This is a genomic window from Rhodococcus sp. AD45-ID, assembly GCF_003023755.1.
Taxonomy (GTDB): domain Bacteria; phylum Actinomycetota; class Actinomycetes; order Mycobacteriales; family Mycobacteriaceae; genus Rhodococcus_F; species Rhodococcus_F globerula.
In genome coordinates, this window is the sequence record NZ_PYHL01000002.1 from 623072 (window position 1) to 639054 (window position 15983).

Genomic DNA, 15983 nt, shown 5'->3' on the forward strand with positions numbered 1-15983 from the left:
CTCGTGATTCTCAAGACCGTGAACCAGCGCATTGCCGAGGAACTCGACGTCCGCGAAGGGCAGGTGGCTGCGGCCGTAGACCTGTTGGACGGCGGGGCCACCGTGCCCTTTATCGCCCGGTATCGAAAAGAAGTCACCGGCACTCTCGACGACGCTCAATTGAGACTTCTCGAGGAGCGGCTGCGCTACCTCCGCGAACTCGACGAGCGGCGCGACGCGGTTCTCGTCGAGATCGAATCCCAAGGAAAACTCGACGACGCCTTGCGTGGTCAGATCATGCTTGCCGACACAAAAGCGCGGCTAGAAGACATTTACCTGCCGTTCAAGAAGAAGCGCCGCACCAAGGCGCAGATCGCTCGCGAGGCCGGCCACGAGCCCGTGGCGGATGCGCTCATCGGGGATCCCACCACCGATCCTGCGCAGTATTCGGAGGAACAACTCGACGGTGCGCGATCGATCCTGGTCGAGCGCTTTGCCGAAGATGCCGATCTCGTCGGTGAATTGCGCGAGTTGATGTGGACTCGCGGACAGGTTGTCTCCGCGGTTCGTAAGGGCAAGGAAACCGATGGCTCGAAGTTTGCTGACTACTTCGAGTTCTCCGAACCCTTCGCAAAACTTCCCTCCCACCGAATCCTCGCGGTACTGCGCGGAGAGAAGGAAGAAGTGCTGTCGGTGACGATGGCACCCGATACCGCGGAACTCGCACCGGGGGAGCGGACGGTATACGAAGGCCGCATCGCAACCCGGTTCGACATTGCGGATCGTGGACGCGCAGCCGACGGCTGGCTCCTCGACACCGTTCGATGGGCGTGGCGGACCAAGTTTGCAGTCACCCTCGGCGTCGACGTCCGGATGCGGCTGCGTCAGTCCGCGGAGAAGGACGCCGTCGACGTGTTCGCGACCAACCTCAAGGACCTTCTGCTGGCAGCGCCGGCCGGCGCTCGTCCGACCATGGGTCTCGACCCCGGATTCCGAACGGGCACAAAGGTTGCCGTCGTCGACGGAACGGGCAAGGTGGTTGCGTACGAGACCATCTACCCGCATCAGCCCCACAACAAGCGAGACGCTGCTCTGGCCACACTGGCGAGCTTGGTAGCCAAGCACGGCGTCGAATTGATCGCCATCGGCAACGGCACCGCGTCACGTGAGACCGATACGCTGGCCGGCGACCTGATCACCAAGTCCGGCGCCACCAACCTCACCAAGATCGTTGTCTCCGAAGCCGGTGCGTCCGTGTACTCGGCGTCGGCCTACGCATCTGCGGAACTGCCGGACCTCGACGTGTCCATCCGCGGAGCCGTCTCCATCGCGCGTCGCCTCCAGGACCCCCTCGCCGAACTGGTGAAGATCGACCCGAAGTCCATCGGCGTCGGCCAGTACCAGCACGACATCACCGAATCGCTCCTCTCGCGTTCACTCAACGCCGTGGTCGAGGATGCTGTGAACTCGGTGGGCGTCGACGTGAACACGGCGTCGGTCCCGCTGCTGGCTCGTGTCTCGGGTATTGCCGGTTCGCTGGCGGAAAGCATTGTGTCGCATCGAGATCAGAATGGTCCGTTCCGAACGCGCAAGGCACTCAAGGACGTCTCGCGGTTGGGACCCAAGGCGTTCGAGCAGTGCGCGGGCTTCCTCCGCATCGCCGACGGTGACGACCCGCTCGATGCGTCGAGTGTGCACCCCGAGGCGTATCCCGTCGTCCGCAAGATCGTAGCGAGCGCAGGTGGTGACGTCAGTAGTGTCATCGGCAATGCGACGGCGTTGCGCTCGGTGCGCGCCGCAGATTTTGTCGACGACCGCTTCGGCCTTCCCACTGTCACGGACATCATCGCCGAACTCGAGAAGCCGGGCCGTGATCCGCGTCCGGAGTTCAAGACGGCCACCTTTGCCGCCGGCATCGAGAAGGTCGCACACCTCAAGCCCGGAATGGTGCTCGAAGGCGTAGTCACCAACGTCGCCGCCTTCGGTGCCTTCGTCGATGTGGGAGTACACCAGGACGGTCTGGTCCATGTCTCCGCGATGTCGCACAGCTTTGTCAAGGACCCGCGAGAAGTGGTCAAGTCGGGTGACGTCGTCAAGGTCAAGGTGCTCGAAGTCGACGAGGCTCGCCAGCGCATCGCGCTGACACTGAGACTCGACGACGAGGTCGGTGCGCCGCCGCGAAAGTCCGATGGTCCTCGCGGTGGGCAGAACCCGCGTCAAGGTCAGGGGCAGGGTCAGGGTCAGGGCGGGCAGCAGCAGCGCCGCGGCGGTGGCCAGCAGCAGGGCGGTCGGGACAAGCGCCCGGACAACCGGGCGCCGGCGTCCGGGTCGATGGCCGATGCCTTGCGCAATGCGGGATTCGGCAAATAAGAGGGTTCGAATGATCCACCCCGCCTGGTTTGTCACAATTGAGCAGACCGGGTCGGGGGACTTCGTGGAGTGAGGGCAGTAATGGGCGAGTGGCTCGACCGCGAGATCGTCGCCCACGGCCGACTGCCGCTGTTGTTCTTTCTTCTCGGGTTTCTCGCTGCGTTCCTGTTCATTCGGCTCAGCGTGCGAATGATCCGCGCGCAGGTGAAGTGGTGGCCGGGCAACATCACTCCAGGTGGTCAGCACGTTCACCACGTGGTCTTCGGCGTTGTTGCGATGATCGCCTCGGGTGGCGCACTGATCGCGGTCTACGTGGACGGCTCCCAAACCACTGGCGCCGTCCTCGCCGCGATCTTCGGGATGGGCGCCGCGTTGGTGCTCGACGAGTTTGCGCTCATCTTCTATTTGAAGGACGTCTACTGGTCGGAGCAGGGCAGGACGTCGGTCGACGCGGTTTTTGTCGCCATCGCGGTGACAGGCCTCGTTCTGCTCGGCTTCCGTCCGCTAGAGCTGCTGGACTTGGCCGGCTTCCGCGAGGAAAGAAACCCCTGGATCAGATTGGCCTTCGTGTTTGTCGCTCTGATCAACTTCGGCCTGGCCGCGATCGTGATTCTCAAAGGCAAGATCTGGACGGGTCTCGTCGGATTGTTTGTCCTCCCACTGCTGATCATCGGAGCGATCAGACTCAGTAGGCCTGGTGCGCCGTGGGCGCGGTGGCGGTACACCCGCAAACCGAAAAGAATGAAACGGGCGCTCGAACGTGAACGAAAATGGCGACGCCCCGTTATCCGGGCCAAGATCTACGTCCAGGATCTGATCGCCGGGTCGCCGAGCGTCGAACATGCGATGGCTGCGGCGGAGGAGGAACTCGACCACACGATTCAACCGGCTCCGCCACCTCCGGTTTCGCCCTTACTGTCCGCGTCTGGCACAATGGACGGGTTGCCTGGACCAGGCAGCAGTACTTGATCTGGGCACGAACCAGTCGAGCGTCGTATCGGGCTTACCGAAGCGTCGCCGCTCGGTTCCTCTGCTCCTGCGAAATGCAAGGATGACACATGAACACTTTGGACTTCCTGGATAAGAAGTCGCTGCGCGACGACATTCCTGACTTCCGCCCCGGCGACACGCTCAACGTGAACGTCAAGGTTATCGAAGGCTCGAAGGAGCGCGTGCAGGTCTTCAAGGGCGTCGTTATTCGGCGTCAGGGTGGCGGCGTTCGCGAAACCTTCACCGTCCGCAAGGTTTCCTTCGGCGTCGGTGTCGAGCGTACGTTCCCGGTTCACAGCCCCACGCTGGCCTCCATCGAGGTTCTGACCCGCGGTGACGTTCGTCGCGCGAAGCTGTACTACCTGCGCGAGCTGCGCGGCAAGAAGGCAAAGATCAAGGAAAAGCGCTGATCTTTCTTATTGGCCCGGCACCGCGTACGCGCGGTGTCGGGCTAATCTGTTTCTGTGGCAGATTCTTCGAAGGAGCAGGCATTGTCGTCCGGACCCGAGAATCAGGATGGAACAGGTAATCCCGAGGAACAGAACACTCCTCGACCACAGACATCTCACCGCTCACCCAAGAAACAACGATCGTTCTTCCGGGAACTCCCGATACTGATCGGGGTGGCGCTGGTTCTCAGCATCGTTTTACAAGCATTCGTCTTTCGCGTTTTCCTCATTCCGTCCGAGTCGATGGAGCCGACCCTGCACGGCTGTGCAGGATGTACCGGTGACCGCATCGTGGTGGAAAAGATCGGATACCGCTTCGGCGATCCGCAGCCCGGCGACGTAGTCGTCTTCAAGGGCCCCGATTCATGGAACACCCACTACACCTCCACGCGGTCGGACAACGTCGTGATGCGCGGAATCCAGGAGGTCGGGTCGTGGGTCGGCCTGGTCCCGCCCGACGAGAACGACTTGGTCAAGCGCGTCATCGCCACCGGCGGACAAACCGTCGAGTGCTGTGACGAACAGGGCCGAGTCCTCGTGGACGGCAGACCGCTCGACGAGCCCTACGTCAAGATGGACTACCCGTTCACTCCCGGCGTCCAGGATTGCCAAACCGCTGTTCAATCCGGCAGATGCTTTGCTCCCGTCACCGTGCCCGAGGGACACGTGTGGGTGATGGGCGACAACCGGAGCAATTCCGCCGATTCGCGCGCCCATGTGCAGGACGAGCTCCAGGGGACGATCCCGCTCGACAACATCATCGGTCAGGCACGCTTCATCGTTCTCCCGCCCTCACGGATGGGTAGCATCAGTTCACCTGATCCCCAAAGCAATTGAGTGCAGAAGACCGTGAGTAGTTCGAGTGGTTGGCCACCCCGGGTAGTCATTCGCAGATCAACAGGTTTGCGAACGATGGAGTCTGCGCTGTATCGAACGGGGATGGGTCCGGTTGCCGGTGTCGACGAAGCCGGACGCGGTGCGTGCGCCGGCCCACTGGTCATCGCGGCGTGTGTTCTGGCGCCGAAACCGCATGTGGCCCTTGCTCGTCTCGACGATTCGAAGAAGCTCACCGAACGCGCCCGCGAAGAACTCTTTCCGAAGATCAAACGGCTGGCATTGTCCTGGAGTGTCATTTCTGTCGAAGCCGAGGAAATCGATCGAATCGGCATCCACGTCGCCAACATAGAAGGAATGCGACGCGCTGTCGCCGGCCTCGAGACTCCACCCGGATATGTGCTCACCGACGGGTTTCGAGTTCCCGGCCTGCCCGCGCCGTCGCTGCCCGTTATCGGTGGTGATGCCGCAGCCGCGTGCATTGCCGCCGCCAGCGTGCTCGCCAAAGTGACGCGCGATCACGTCATGGAAGAGATGGACGGCACCCATCCCGGATACGGCTTTGCGATCCACAAGGGATACAGCACACCCGTGCACATGGACGCGCTCGACGAGCTGGGCCCGTGCCCGGAGCACCGGATGACGTACGCCAATGTCGTTGCTGCGGGACTCCGGGTGGAGCAGCGCGCGGGGCATACGGGATGATGAAGGTTCAGACGAACTGGGAGGACTGGCTAAACCGATGAGTGCCGAGGATCTCGAGAAGTACGAAACCGAGATGGAGCTGTCGCTCTACCGCGAATACCGGGACATCGTCGGACAGTTCTCCTACGTCGTGGAGACCGAACGACGTTTCTATCTCGCCAACACGGTCGAGTTGCTGCCCCATAATTCGGATGGCGAGATCTACTTCGAACTGCGGATGTCCGACGCGTGGGTGTGGGACATGTACCGCCCCGCGCGATTCGTGAAATACGTGCGCGTCGTGACGTTCAAGGACGTCAACATCGAAGAGCTGGACAAGCCGGATCTGCGCCTGCCGGACTGAGCTTGGCTCACATGGACTTTTGCGCACAGTGACGGCCTCGCCGATTTTCGGCGGGGCCGTCATTGTTCTTTGTTCGGGTCAATTGCCCTTCACATTGACGATCTGACGCAGCGTATGACGGATTTCCACCAAGTCCTTGGCATCGTCCATCACGACGTCGATGTCCTTGTACGCTCCCGGAATTTCGTCGAGAAACGCCTTCGAACGCTTGTACTCGATGCCGACCATGGCCTTGTCGAGGTCGTCGATCGTGAACGTCCGCCTTGCCTTGTTCCTGGCGTAGACGCGACCGGCGCCGTGCGGGCTGGACTTGAACGACGGCACGTTGCCCTTGCCGACCACGACGTAGCTGGCCGTTCCCATGGACCCTGGGATGAGTCCTGGCACGCCAACGTCGGCCTTGATCGCCCCCTTCCTGCTCAACCACACACCGCGACCCATGTGGAATTCCTTCTGGGTGAAGTTGTGGTGGCAGTTGATCCTCTCGAGTTCCTCGACGACAGCCGGCCCGCCGTCGCCCATGAAGTACGCGAAGTCCTTCACCACCCGATCCATCATTTCCTCACGGTTCAACAGAGCAAAATGCTGCGCCCAGTTCAGATCGGTGATGTAACAGTCGAATTCGGGTGTCTTCTCGACCAGGTAGGCGAGATCCCGGTCAGGGAGGTCGATGTGCCAACGGGCGCACAGATTCTGCGCGACCTTGATGTGGTGCTGTGCGATCTTGTTGCCGACACCGCGGCTACCCGAATGCAGGAACAGCCACACGCCGTCATTCTCGTCGAGGGTGACCTCGATGAAGTGATTGCCCGACCCCAGCGTTCCCAACTGGAAACGCCAGTTGTTCTTGAACTTGTCGTAGAAGGGCAGTCGATCACCGGCCATCGATTCGAGCTCTGCGATACGGGTTTGCGCCGTTGCGGTCAGTGTTTTGTTGTAGACACCGGCAGACAGGGGGACCGAGCGTTCGATACTGTGGCGAAGCGCGCTCAGATCGCGACCGGTCAGATCCTGAGCGTTGTAGTGGGTTTTGACTGCGATCATTCCGCAGCCGATATCCACGCCGACGGCGGCAGGCATGATCGCGCCTTCGGTCGGGATGACCGAACCCACCGTCGCACCCGCACCGAGGTGCGCATCAGGCATCAATGCCAGATGTGGACGGACAAAAGGCATCTGGGACGTGCGCAACGCTTGCTCGCGAGTTTTCTCGTCGAGTATCGATGCCCAGTTCCACAGCCTTTCGGTGATCTTCTCCATCAGTTTTCTCCCACATAGTGCACGTCGAGGACCTGCTGGTCCTTGTGGTGTGCGGGATCAACCATGCGCGTCGAGAGGTGGTGTGTGCAACCGATTTTCAGGTCCGAAGGCCGTCGGCAAGCTCGTAGATGCGGCCGACGTACTTCTCCTGGAAGGCTTTTCGGGCCGCTGCAGCTTGATGTTCTGCCCCCGCGTGCGTGTAGACGTACTCGAGATGGACCAAGCTTTCGCCGATGTCGACGCGGCGCTGATCGAGCACCGCCAGCTCCTCGACCAGCCGCGCCAACTCGCAGGTTGCGTCCGTTGTTTCGTCCATGGCGGTCCTCGATGTGCTCGTCGATACGTCCTGGTCCCAGGCTAGCACTCTTCGAACAGATATTCGAAGGTGAGTTTTGTCGTCAGCTGCCGGGGATGAAGCCCGGGTATACGAAGTGGCCCGGTCCACCGCCGGGGAGACCGGATCCGGACACGTTGGGCACATTGGCTTGGAGGCGAATCAATTTGTGCGGATTACCGTACTGATCGGCCTGCCAGCATCCGGTCAGAACTCCGTGAAATGCCGTGCACACAATGCGTGTGCTGGTGCCGAACGGTGACGTGAGCCGGTCTTGATTAACAAATGGATTCCAGTAATTCGGATTCTCTGGAGTGAGGAAATTCGAGTTGTCGAACGGTACCGATGGGCTCGGGTACGGAGGAATCGGCGGCCACTCGTCCTGGGCCTGCGCGATCGCCGTGCTGCCGAGGGTAACTGCTGCAACTGAAGCTGCGACGACGGCAGCTTGGGCGAAATGGCGCATTCGCGGTTTTGTCATCTGTCGAGAATAGGGGCGACGCCGCACATGACCGGGCGAATCCAGGCCACAGTTCAATGTCGAAATGGGCATCAACGTAGAAATGGGCAGAGCTACCAGCGTGCGCTGACGGCTCTGCCCATTTCCTTCCCCGAACTGAGTTAGCTCAAATTGCCGATCACATTGCCCAGGACTCCGCCGATGACGTTGGTCATCGACCCCTGCGGATCGGTGAGGGAGCCGAATACCTGGCCCGATCCGGTGTTCACTGAACCGAAGCCCATGTCTTCGAGGCTGCCGGCGCCGGCCTCGACAGGATTCGGCTGCCGGATTGTGACGCACACGCCCATCGGGTTGATGTTCCAGTCGCCGGCCGCGAGCACGATGTTGGTGCCTGCGCCGCTGTCGAGCTTACTGCCGACCGTGGCATTATCGGGAACCTTGTAGGTGGTTTCCAGAGCGATGACGCCGCCGCCGGCCGTCGTCCACCCGCCGCCCTTGGCAACTACGGAAGTACCGTTGACGACGGCTGTGCCTGTGACATCTTCCCACTGTTGGTTTCCGATAAGCCATTTGACGTTAAGGCGAGCCTTGACCAACTGAAATCCTGCCGGGTGGAAATCGCGGATCTCGTTGACGAGTGCTCCCGAGCCGGACACCTTGGTGATGTAGGTGACTGTCTGACCCGGTGCGACGGTGCCGTCGCCGACAACCTCCTTGCTGACGGTGTAGTCCGTCCAGAAGGAGCCGGGCCAGTTGTCGGTGACCGACTGGCTGAGCGCGCATGCGGGTGCGGCTTGTGCCACCGATGCTCCGAGTCCGACGGTGACTCCAGTGGCGAGGAGGACGAGGGAGGCAGTGGTCGCTACTGCGTGGCGTAGTGAGCGGCGTGACATGTAGAACTCCATTCAGCGATATGCAGCGGTCTTGTAGGTTCGAGCAAAAACTATAACCAGTTCTACTGGACCGACGTCCAGTTTTGGTGGGAATCGGAATATTGCCGGTATGCAACCGGACTTGTCGCTAATCGCCCACCTACAAATGGGTAGTGCCGGGCCCTCAGAAGATTCGCAATCGTCGGGAATCGCTACTCGGGGAAGTGGCGGTGTCGATACAGTCGCTCATCCTCTGGAGTCTGCTGTCCGAGTGACTAGCACATGAGGCACTGTTGTCCGAGCGAATGAATTGTTCGCGGTTTCGAACTCCGGGAGTAGGCGGAGTTAGCGTGATTCCATGCAGCAGTTCTCGTCGATTTGGCGTTTCTGGTCGCGCTGAGAGTCGTGAAGCTGAGAGTCGTGAATCAGTCTGGGACTTCTTCGCTGGTGTAAAGCTGCGCTGTTCCAACTGCTTCGTGCGCGGGGTCGATGTCAACTTGGTAGGCCGCAACGATTCGACAGACTTCGTTGTCGTAGTCGACAAGTCCCTCGACACGGATCATGTTCGGTCCCCAATTGAGCTCGCACGCCTGCATTTTGACACTCAGTTCGCCGTGGTCAGTCGATAGCATGAGGCTCGTGATCTCTGGTGACGGCATCCGATAGGGCTTGTCCTCAATCGCGAGAATGAGTAGGTAACGAACCATGGGGATCAAACTAGTGCAGTGAGGGGCGACCTGTGCCAGATCAGCTGGCCACCGATTGCCATTCGACGATCGTCAGCGCTGTCAAATGTCGAACAAGCATCAGCCTCGATCGAGACGGACTTTCCAATTTCGGAAGCTATAGTTCGACCCGTGGCCACCTTTGTATCCAACCTTGGAATCACAGTTGCCGATTGTCGGCGAATCATCGCAGATCCGATCCTGGACGGTAGCTCATTTATGCTCGACATCGATGGTGGCATCCAGAGTTTGGTTATAAGTTCCTTGTTGAGATCACGGGACGAATTGACGGTTCAGTGTGAGGGTCGGTTCTGCTTTGTCACACTGCACCTGCCAGACGACGTCGATGCGGTAGCTCAGGCCACGATTCTCTACAAACGCCGTCCCTGAGGCTCTCTGACTACTCGGGTCCCGTTGTTCTGCCGAATTCCACAGGCCTCGAGTTATCAACAGGCTGGTTTTCTTTTGTTGGGGTGCGCGGTTAGTGGGGCACTGTGACGGGTGGGACGCGTTTTGCATGGGCGGGCGCGCGGGACCAGAACGGTGGGGGCTGTGATGGCGGGGAATATGGCGTTGGGGGCGCGCGGCGAGGATGTGGCTGCGGAGTTCCTGGTCGGTGCGGGTTTGGAGATTGTCGAACGGAATTGGCGGTGTCGGTACGGCGAGTTGGATGTTATTGCGACGGTTGATGATCGGATTGTTTTTGTCGAGGTGAAGACGCGTAGTGGGGTGGGGTACGGGTCGCCGGCGGAGGCTGTGACGTTTGCGAAGCGCCGCCGGATTCGGGTGTTGGCGTTGCAGTGGCTCGGTGATTCGGGTCGGTCGTGGTCGAAGGTGCGTTTTGATGTGGTGGCGGTGTTGATTCGCCGCGATCAAGATCCGGTGGTCGAGCATTTTGTGGATGCGTTCTGATGGCGTTGGGGCGGGCGCATTCGGTGGCGGTCAGTGGCGTCGACGGTCAGATCGTGGAGATCGAGGCGGATATCGGGCGTGGTTTGCCTGGTGTGCAGTTGGTGGGGTTGCCGGATACGGCGTTGCACGAGTCGCGGGATCGGATTCGGGCGGCGGTGACGAATTCGGGGGAGGAGTGGCCGGACAGCAAAGTAATTTTGGCGTTGTCTCCTGCGACGTTGCCAAAGGTGGGAAGTGTGTACGATCTTGCTCTTTCCTTGGCGGTGTTGGATGCGGCAAAAAAATTGCCGCGCAAGGAGTTACGCGAGACGATCTTTTTGGGTGAGTTGGCGTTGGATGGCCGGTTGCGGTCGGTGCGGGGTGTGTTGCCTGCGGTTCTGGCGGCGAAGCGTGCGGGTTGGGGGACGGTGGTGGTTCCGCGTCAGGCGATGGCTGAGGCGGGGTTGGTCAAGGGGATCGAGGTGCTCGGTGCCGGTGATCTGGCTTCGGTGCTCTCGTGGTTGCGGGGTGAGATTTTCCTGCCTGTTCCGGAGCCTTTCGAGCGGGCGGTGGAGGTGGGTGTGCGTGATCTCAGTGAGGTGGTGGGGCAGGCGGATGCACGCTGGGCTATCGAAGTGGCTGCGGCCGGTGCACATCATTTGATGTTGACGGGTCCGCCGGGAATCGGGAAGACGATGTTGGCTTCGCGGCTTCCGGGGATATTGCCGCCGCTGACGGAGTCGGAGTCTCTGGAGGTGACGGCGATTCATTCGGTGGCTGGCGTGTTGACGGCGGAGCATCCGTTGATCGACATGCCGCCGTTCATTGCGCCGCATCACAGTTCGTCGGTGAGTGCGTTGGTCGGTGGTGGTAGTGGCATGGCAAGGCCAGGCGCGGTGAGTAGGGCGCACCGCGGGGTGCTCTTCCTCGACGAGTGCGCGGAGATCGGCGTCAAAGTGCTCGAAGCCTTGCGAACACCGTTGGAAGACGGCGAAGTTCGGATAGCTCGACGTGACGGAGTCGCTCGGTACCCGGCGCGTTTCCAGTTGATCTTGGCTGCAAATCCGTGTCCGTGTGCGCCGCCGCGTGACGCGGACTGCGTGTGTGCACCCGCGGCGAGGCGACGGTATCTGGGCAAACTGTCGGGACCGCTACTCGATCGAGTCGATATTCGGGTGCGGATGCAGGCAGTCGCAACGGGCGCGTTGATCGACGAAGTAGGCGAGAGCACCGAAAGTGTCCGAACCCGAGTATCCGCGGCGCGTGATGCCGCAGCGGAACGCTGGAGTGACTACGGCTGGCGGACCAATGCCGAAGTTCCGGGCCCAGCGCTGCGACAGAAGTTCCGACTCTCACGCGACGCTCTGGCGCCCGTCGAGCGTGCGCTCCGCAAAGGCGTGATCACTGCGCGAGGTGCTGATCGGGCTTTGAGAGTTGCCTGGACAGTTTCGGACTTGGCGGGTGAATCAACGCCGGGCCCCGATCAGGTTGCAACGGCACTCGATTTCCGAGACAGGGGATTTCAGTGAGCACACATGATCCGCGACAGCTCGCCTGGGCGTACTTGTCCGCGGTTGCACAGGGGCCGAGCGTTCACTTGGCCGCGTTGGTCGAGCACCTCGGCGTCGAGGAGACGGCACGGGCCGTGAAATCCAGGGATCTGCCGCCGTCATTGGAGGAGAAGACCCGGGCTCGGGCGCATATCGACACTGCGCAACGCGATCTGGACCTGATGGCGGCGATGGGAGGAAGGTTGGTAACTCCGGATTCCCCGGAATGGCCGTCGTGGCGACTTCTCCCGTTCAACGATCTCGACGTGGCAGCAGGTGAAGTCCCACCATTTGTTCTGTGGGTCTTGGGTTCTCGTGATCTGACGGAACTGACGGAGAGATCTGTCGCGATTGTCGGTACGAGGGCGTCGACGGCATACGGTGAGCACGTGACCGCTGAGATAGCCGGTGACTTGGCAGTGGACGGATGGACAGTGACGTCGGGCGCAGCTTTTGGAATTGACGGCGCAGCGCATCGATCAGCAATGGGAGTAGGTGGCACCACGGTTGCTGTGTTGGCGTGCGGAGTGGACCGCGCCTACCCGTCCGGTCATGCTCGATTACTGCGCCAGATCGTGAGTTCCGGAGCGGTGGTGAGCGAATACCCGCCGGGGACTACTCCGGCCAAGTTCAGATTCCTTGCCCGGAATCGACTGGTCGCTGCGCTGTCCGACGGGGTGGTCGTGGTTGAAGCGGGATGGCGAAGTGGTGCGAGGAACACGGCTAATTGGGCGCGGAAATTAGGTCGCCCGGTAATGGCAGTGCCCGGACCGGTGACATCATCGTCGTCTGCCGGCTGTCACAGAATGATTCGTGAGGGAGAGGCATATCTTGTTGCGAACGCGGTCGACGTCGTAGAAGTTTCCGGACCGTTCGGTGTTCTGAATTCAGAGCAGGACGCTGCTGCGGTTCGCGACATCGACTCGTTGACCGGTAATTCTCGACTCGTGTACGAGGCATTACCAGGAAGCGGTTCACGAAGCACAAATGAGTTGTCCGAGGCATCTGGGCTGCTGATTTCCCAGGTTCGTGCAACACTTCCACTGCTCGAGTTGGAGGGTTTTATCGACTCTGACGGAAGCGGGTGGTTTCGTACGAAATAGGCGTTGTGCAGTGGGTCTATTTTTGGCGTGATGGTGTGATCGGTCATTTGCCAGATCGTTGGCACAATGTTGTGTAGCGTGTCGGTTGGTTCTTCGAAAGACTGTTTATCGGCACGTCAGAGCGGTGCGGTGGGGCGCTGCACCGAATGAGAGGGGCGGCAGTTCAGGTCGGACTGTGCGGTAGGTTACGAATGCCGCTCGCGTGTCTCAGGAATGTCTCAGGTTGATGTGCTGATTTGCCGATTAGTCGGTATCGTCCAGAAAGGTGCGGGTTTCCATGTCGCGCCCGGTGGTCGAAATAGATTGCGCGCCAATGCTGTAGCGCTGGATCGAGGTAACTCGATGTCGCTAACTTATCGTTAATGCAAACCGCCGAGTCTGTTCGGTTTGTTTTTCGGTTCTGTGGGCATCTTTGTTATTGCTATGGAATTCTGTGTATTGTGAAGCGAAAGCAAATCGATCATTGAAAGAGGAGTGCAATGGCTGAGAAGCTGATTCGGCAACTCATTGACGACCTTGATGGTAAGCCGATCGACGATGGCTTCGGTGATCGAATTGAGTTCTCGTACCAGGGAACCGATTATGTGATCGACCTCCGGGCAACCAATGCGGAGAAGTTCGACGCAGCAGTCAAGCCGTTCGTTGATGCTGCAGCCAAGGTATCTGCACGTCGCGGCAAGAAGGCGCAGCTCCCATCTACGCAGGCTACATCGGGTTCTGGGCGTTCCAAGGAGACACTGCAGGCTATTCGTGACTGGGCAGCGAAGAACGGTTACGAGGTCGCACCGCGCGGTCGTATCAAGGCAGAGATTATCGACGCATTCGATGCTGCTCACTAGAGCACATTGACCTTCGCTGGCACTTCACGGATTCCGTGGAGTGCCAGAGTTGTTTTTACTCTTTCTTTGCTGGCAGTACCTCCGAATGAGCGAGTTGATCGCTGAAGTGAGGAATTGTCCTTTCTTTGGCAAAGATTCTTCATTCGGGTTGGTCGGTTTTCAGTCGATTAATTAGGTCATCGGAATCGGTATGTATCGCTGAGCGACGCTCACTGGCGTGGGTTGTCTTGGAATCAGCTTTCGGCCGCTACGCTCGCCATCCTGTACTCTACTTAGGTAACACTAACTTTGGAAGGATGTGGCTGTGGCCAAGCCGACGACAACCCTGACAGTTTTGCGAACTCAGAAACTGACTCCACACATGGTCCGCGTGTTCCTGGGAGGTCCGGGATTCGACAACTTCGCACCTAGTGAGTTCAGTGATTCGTATGTGAAAATCGAATTCGAGACACCGGAAGGTCAGGCTCTTCGGACCTATACCATCCGAAGTTACGACAGTAGTGCTCGCGAGATCGCGATTGATTTTGTTGTTCACGGGGACATCGGGATCGCTGGACCGTGGGCCGCATCAGTGGAAGCGGGCGCCAAGATAACAATCCGTGGGCCCGGCGGTGCCTTCGCGCCGGCAGAATCAGCCGATTGGCACCTCTATGCAGGCGATGAAACCGCCATTCCGGCAATATCAGCTTCCGTCGAGAGACTTTCGGGCGACGCGATCGGGTATGTAGTCGTCGAAGTTGGTAGTGCCGACGACGAGATTGCTATCAATGCACCGAATGGTGTTTCTGTGAAGTGGGTCCATCGAGGTGCGTCCTCGGACGCTGTTTCCGATGAATCCGCAGGCGACAATTCGCCGATTGTCACAGCAGTGAGAAACCTCGAATGGTTGCCGGGAAATCCGCAGGTATTCATTCACGGCGAAGCGCAGGCTGTCATGCATAATCTGCGCGCCTACGTCCGGAAGGAACGTGGAGTGCCGGCAGGTTCCGCGTCGATCTCGGGCTACTGGCGGCGTGGGCGCACGGAAGAGGGATTCCGGGTGTGGAAGTCGGAACTCGCAGCGGTTGAACGTTAGTTCGCAGCATCGGCCTTGCGGGCGAACAGCGCCAACGAGAGGGCCGCGAGTAACCCGAATGTCGGTATTGCGATGGCCATCGGTACGGCGGTATCCGGGCCCGCGATACCGACTAGTGGTGACACTGCTGCAGCCAATCCGAACTGACCCGCGCCCATCAATGCGGAGCCGGTTCCGGCTGCAGCAGTGACCTCGCCTTGTGCGAGCGCTGTCGCGTTGCCCATGATAAATCCGATGCTGGATACCGAAACGAACAGCGGAATGAGTAACGCGGCCGGGCTGGTTGAGTTGAAAAGCGCTGCAGTACAAAATAATACAGCTCCTGAGATTGTCAGCAGAGAAACTCCGAAGTTCAAGAGGGTGCGTGCGCTCAGGCGGCCGAGCAACCTCGCTGTGATTGTCGCCGCCACAACCATTCCCACTGCGTTGACCGCAAACACCATCGAAAACTGTGAAGGGGTCAATCCCAGGACGTTCTGCACGACAAACGGTGAAGCGGCGATGTAGGAGAACAGGGCGCCGAACCCGAATATGAAGGCCAGCGCGTAGCCGAGATAACGACGGTTTCCGGTGACATAGCCTAGGTTGGCGACGAGTGCTTTCAAACCGCCGCCGTGTCGACGCTCTGGCGGCAATGTTTCCGGAACGAGTGTGAGCACGCCGGCAACCATGACTGCGCCTGCGGCTGTCAGCACCCAGAAGATGCCTCGCCAACCAACCGGACCGAGCAGTACTCCGCCGAGCAGTGGGGCAACGACTGGAGCGACGCCGCCGATGATCATCATGATGCTGAACAGTTTTGCCGCTCCGTTGCCACGGGCGCGATCGGCGATGCACGCGCGTGCGAGCACGATCGCAGCCCCGCCACTGAGGCCCTGGATCAGACGTGCACCGATCAGGAATTCGATGTTGGGTGCTAGAGCGCATGCCGCGCTTGCCAGCGTGGTGATCGCCGCGGCGCCGAGCAGAAGGCGTCGACGCCCTATTCCGTCGGAGATCGGTCCGATGATCAGCTGGCCGATTCCCAGTCCGGCCATGAATGTTGTCAGCGTCAATTGGACACTGGCGGCGGATGTATCGAGTGACTCGGCCATGATGGGTAGTCCTGGCAGATACATGTCGGTCGACAGTGGCGCTATTGCTGAAATCAGGGCAAGGATGCATAGCATTTTCAAGGGAATTGCTCGGTTCACCGGCCAAC

General features: G+C 60.0%; 17 protein-coding genes. 11 read left to right on the forward strand and 6 right to left on the reverse strand.

What is annotated here, in order from left to right; translation table 11 throughout:
- Positions 1-3 precede the first annotated feature (3 nt).
- The 6 genes from C7T36_RS19130 to C7T36_RS19155 all read left to right on the forward strand — a co-directional run bounded on the left by C7T36_RS19130 (position 4) and on the right by C7T36_RS19155 (position 5670).
- The gene (locus C7T36_RS19130; protein ID WP_045067205.1) at positions 4-2349 is read left to right on the forward strand and encodes a Tex family protein; all 2346 of its coding nucleotides are present in this window, start codon (positions 4-6) and stop codon (positions 2347-2349) included.
- Positions 2350-2430: 81 nt separating this feature from the next.
- Positions 2431-3318, forward strand: coding sequence for a hypothetical protein (locus C7T36_RS19135; protein WP_033236540.1), 888 nt, complete (start codon positions 2431-2433; stop codon positions 3316-3318).
- A gap of 89 nt (positions 3319-3407) precedes the next feature.
- Positions 3408-3749, forward strand: coding sequence for a 50S ribosomal protein L19 (rplS, locus tag C7T36_RS19140; RefSeq protein WP_033236539.1), 342 nt, complete (start codon positions 3408-3410; stop codon positions 3747-3749).
- A 54-nt stretch (positions 3750-3803) separates the two neighbouring features.
- Positions 3804-4625: a signal peptidase I gene (lepB, locus tag C7T36_RS19145; RefSeq protein WP_045067208.1), complete on the forward strand. Its 822-nt coding sequence runs from the start codon at positions 3804-3806 to the stop codon at positions 4623-4625.
- A 12-nt stretch (positions 4626-4637) separates the two neighbouring features.
- Positions 4638-5327, forward strand: a complete 690-nt coding sequence (locus C7T36_RS19150) for a ribonuclease HII (RefSeq protein ID WP_084702850.1) — start codon at positions 4638-4640, stop codon at positions 5325-5327.
- A 37-nt stretch (positions 5328-5364) separates the two neighbouring features.
- Entirely contained in the window at positions 5365-5670 is a 306-nt protein-coding gene (locus C7T36_RS19155) for a DUF2469 domain-containing protein (RefSeq protein ID WP_003942715.1), read from the forward strand.
- 78 nt (positions 5671-5748) lie between these two features.
- Here C7T36_RS19155 and C7T36_RS19160 read toward each other — a convergent pair whose 3' ends face one another.
- The 5 genes from C7T36_RS19160 to C7T36_RS30165 all read right to left on the reverse strand — a co-directional run bounded on the left by C7T36_RS19160 (position 5749) and on the right by C7T36_RS30165 (position 9162).
- Positions 5749-6930 carry an RtcB family protein gene (locus C7T36_RS19160; protein ID WP_045067212.1) on the reverse strand — a complete coding sequence of 394 codons (1182 nt, stop codon included), beginning with the start codon at positions 6928-6930 and terminating at the stop codon, positions 5749-5751.
- Between the two features lie 97 nt (positions 6931-7027).
- Positions 7028-7246, reverse strand: a complete 219-nt coding sequence (locus C7T36_RS19165) for a hypothetical protein (protein ID WP_033236535.1) — start codon at positions 7244-7246, stop codon at positions 7028-7030.
- A gap of 82 nt (positions 7247-7328) precedes the next feature.
- Positions 7329-7745, reverse strand: coding sequence for a hypothetical protein (locus C7T36_RS19170; RefSeq protein ID WP_033236534.1), 417 nt, complete (start codon positions 7743-7745; stop codon positions 7329-7331).
- A 140-nt stretch (positions 7746-7885) separates the two neighbouring features.
- Positions 7886-8620, reverse strand: a complete 735-nt coding sequence (locus tag C7T36_RS19175) for a hypothetical protein (RefSeq protein ID WP_045067928.1) — start codon at positions 8618-8620, stop codon at positions 7886-7888.
- 404 nt (positions 8621-9024) lie between these two features.
- Positions 9025-9162, reverse strand: a complete 138-nt coding sequence (locus tag C7T36_RS30165; protein ID WP_162487741.1) for a hypothetical protein — start codon at positions 9160-9162, stop codon at positions 9025-9027.
- Between the two features lie 717 nt (positions 9163-9879).
- Between C7T36_RS30165 and C7T36_RS19190 the strand changes: the two genes are divergently transcribed.
- The 5 genes from C7T36_RS19190 (at position 9880) to C7T36_RS19210 (ending at position 14782) form a co-directional block, all read left to right on the forward strand.
- Positions 9880-10236, forward strand: a complete 357-nt coding sequence (locus tag C7T36_RS19190; RefSeq protein ID WP_033236531.1) for a YraN family protein — start codon at positions 9880-9882, stop codon at positions 10234-10236.
- A complete protein-coding gene (locus tag C7T36_RS19195) occupies positions 10236-11744 on the forward strand; it encodes a YifB family Mg chelatase-like AAA ATPase (protein WP_045067218.1) in 1509 nt (502 codons plus the stop codon). The genes C7T36_RS19190 and C7T36_RS19195 overlap by 1 nt, the downstream gene beginning before the upstream one ends.
- Positions 11741-12868 carry a DNA-processing protein DprA gene (dprA, locus tag C7T36_RS19200; RefSeq protein WP_045067221.1) on the forward strand — a complete coding sequence of 376 codons (1128 nt, stop codon included), beginning with the start codon at positions 11741-11743 and terminating at the stop codon, positions 12866-12868. Before C7T36_RS19195 ends, dprA begins: the two co-directional genes overlap by 4 nt.
- 479 nt (positions 12869-13347) lie before the next feature.
- Positions 13348-13707, forward strand: coding sequence for an Lsr2 family protein (locus C7T36_RS19205; RefSeq protein ID WP_033236528.1), 360 nt, complete (start codon positions 13348-13350; stop codon positions 13705-13707).
- Positions 13708-14011: 304 nt separating this feature from the next.
- A complete protein-coding gene (locus tag C7T36_RS19210) occupies positions 14012-14782 on the forward strand; it encodes a siderophore-interacting protein (RefSeq protein ID WP_033236527.1) in 771 nt (256 codons plus the stop codon).
- Here C7T36_RS19210 and C7T36_RS19215 read toward each other — a convergent pair.
- A complete protein-coding gene (locus C7T36_RS19215; RefSeq protein ID WP_045067222.1) occupies positions 14779-15951 on the reverse strand; it encodes a multidrug effflux MFS transporter in 1173 nt (390 codons plus the stop codon). The genes C7T36_RS19210 and C7T36_RS19215 overlap by 4 nt on opposite strands.
- Positions 15952-15983: the final 32 nt, after the last annotated feature.

Excerpts from the sequence above, each read along its gene's own strand:
- C7T36_RS19215 (WP_045067222.1), bottom strand. The coding sequence starts at position 15,951 with ATGCTATGCATCCTTGCCCTGATTTCAGCAATAGCGCCACTGTCGACC.
- C7T36_RS19160 (WP_045067212.1), bottom strand. The coding sequence starts at position 6,930 with ATGGAGAAGATCACCGAAAGGCTGTGGAACTGGGCATCGATACTCGAC.
- C7T36_RS30165 (WP_162487741.1), bottom strand. The coding sequence starts at position 9,162 with ATGATCCGTGTCGAGGGACTTGTCGACTACGACAACGAAGTCTGTCGA.
- C7T36_RS19205 (WP_033236528.1), top strand. The coding sequence starts at position 13,348 with ATGGCTGAGAAGCTGATTCGGCAACTCATTGACGACCTTGATGGTAAG.
- rplS (WP_033236539.1), top strand. The coding sequence starts at position 3,408 with ATGAACACTTTGGACTTCCTGGATAAGAAGTCGCTGCGCGACGACATT.
- C7T36_RS19195 (WP_045067218.1), top strand. The coding sequence starts at position 10,236 with ATGGCGTTGGGGCGGGCGCATTCGGTGGCGGTCAGTGGCGTCGACGGT.
- C7T36_RS19155 (WP_003942715.1), top strand. The coding sequence starts at position 5,365 with ATGAGTGCCGAGGATCTCGAGAAGTACGAAACCGAGATGGAGCTGTCG.
- C7T36_RS19135 (WP_033236540.1), top strand. The coding sequence starts at position 2,431 with ATGGGCGAGTGGCTCGACCGCGAGATCGTCGCCCACGGCCGACTGCCG.
- C7T36_RS19165 (WP_033236535.1), bottom strand. The coding sequence starts at position 7,246 with ATGGACGAAACAACGGACGCAACCTGCGAGTTGGCGCGGCTGGTCGAG.
- C7T36_RS19190 (WP_033236531.1), top strand. The coding sequence starts at position 9,880 with ATGGCGGGGAATATGGCGTTGGGGGCGCGCGGCGAGGATGTGGCTGCG.
- C7T36_RS19175 (WP_045067928.1), bottom strand. The coding sequence starts at position 8,620 with ATGTCACGCCGCTCACTACGCCACGCAGTAGCGACCACTGCCTCCCTC.
- C7T36_RS19170 (WP_033236534.1), bottom strand. The coding sequence starts at position 7,745 with ATGACAAAACCGCGAATGCGCCATTTCGCCCAAGCTGCCGTCGTCGCA.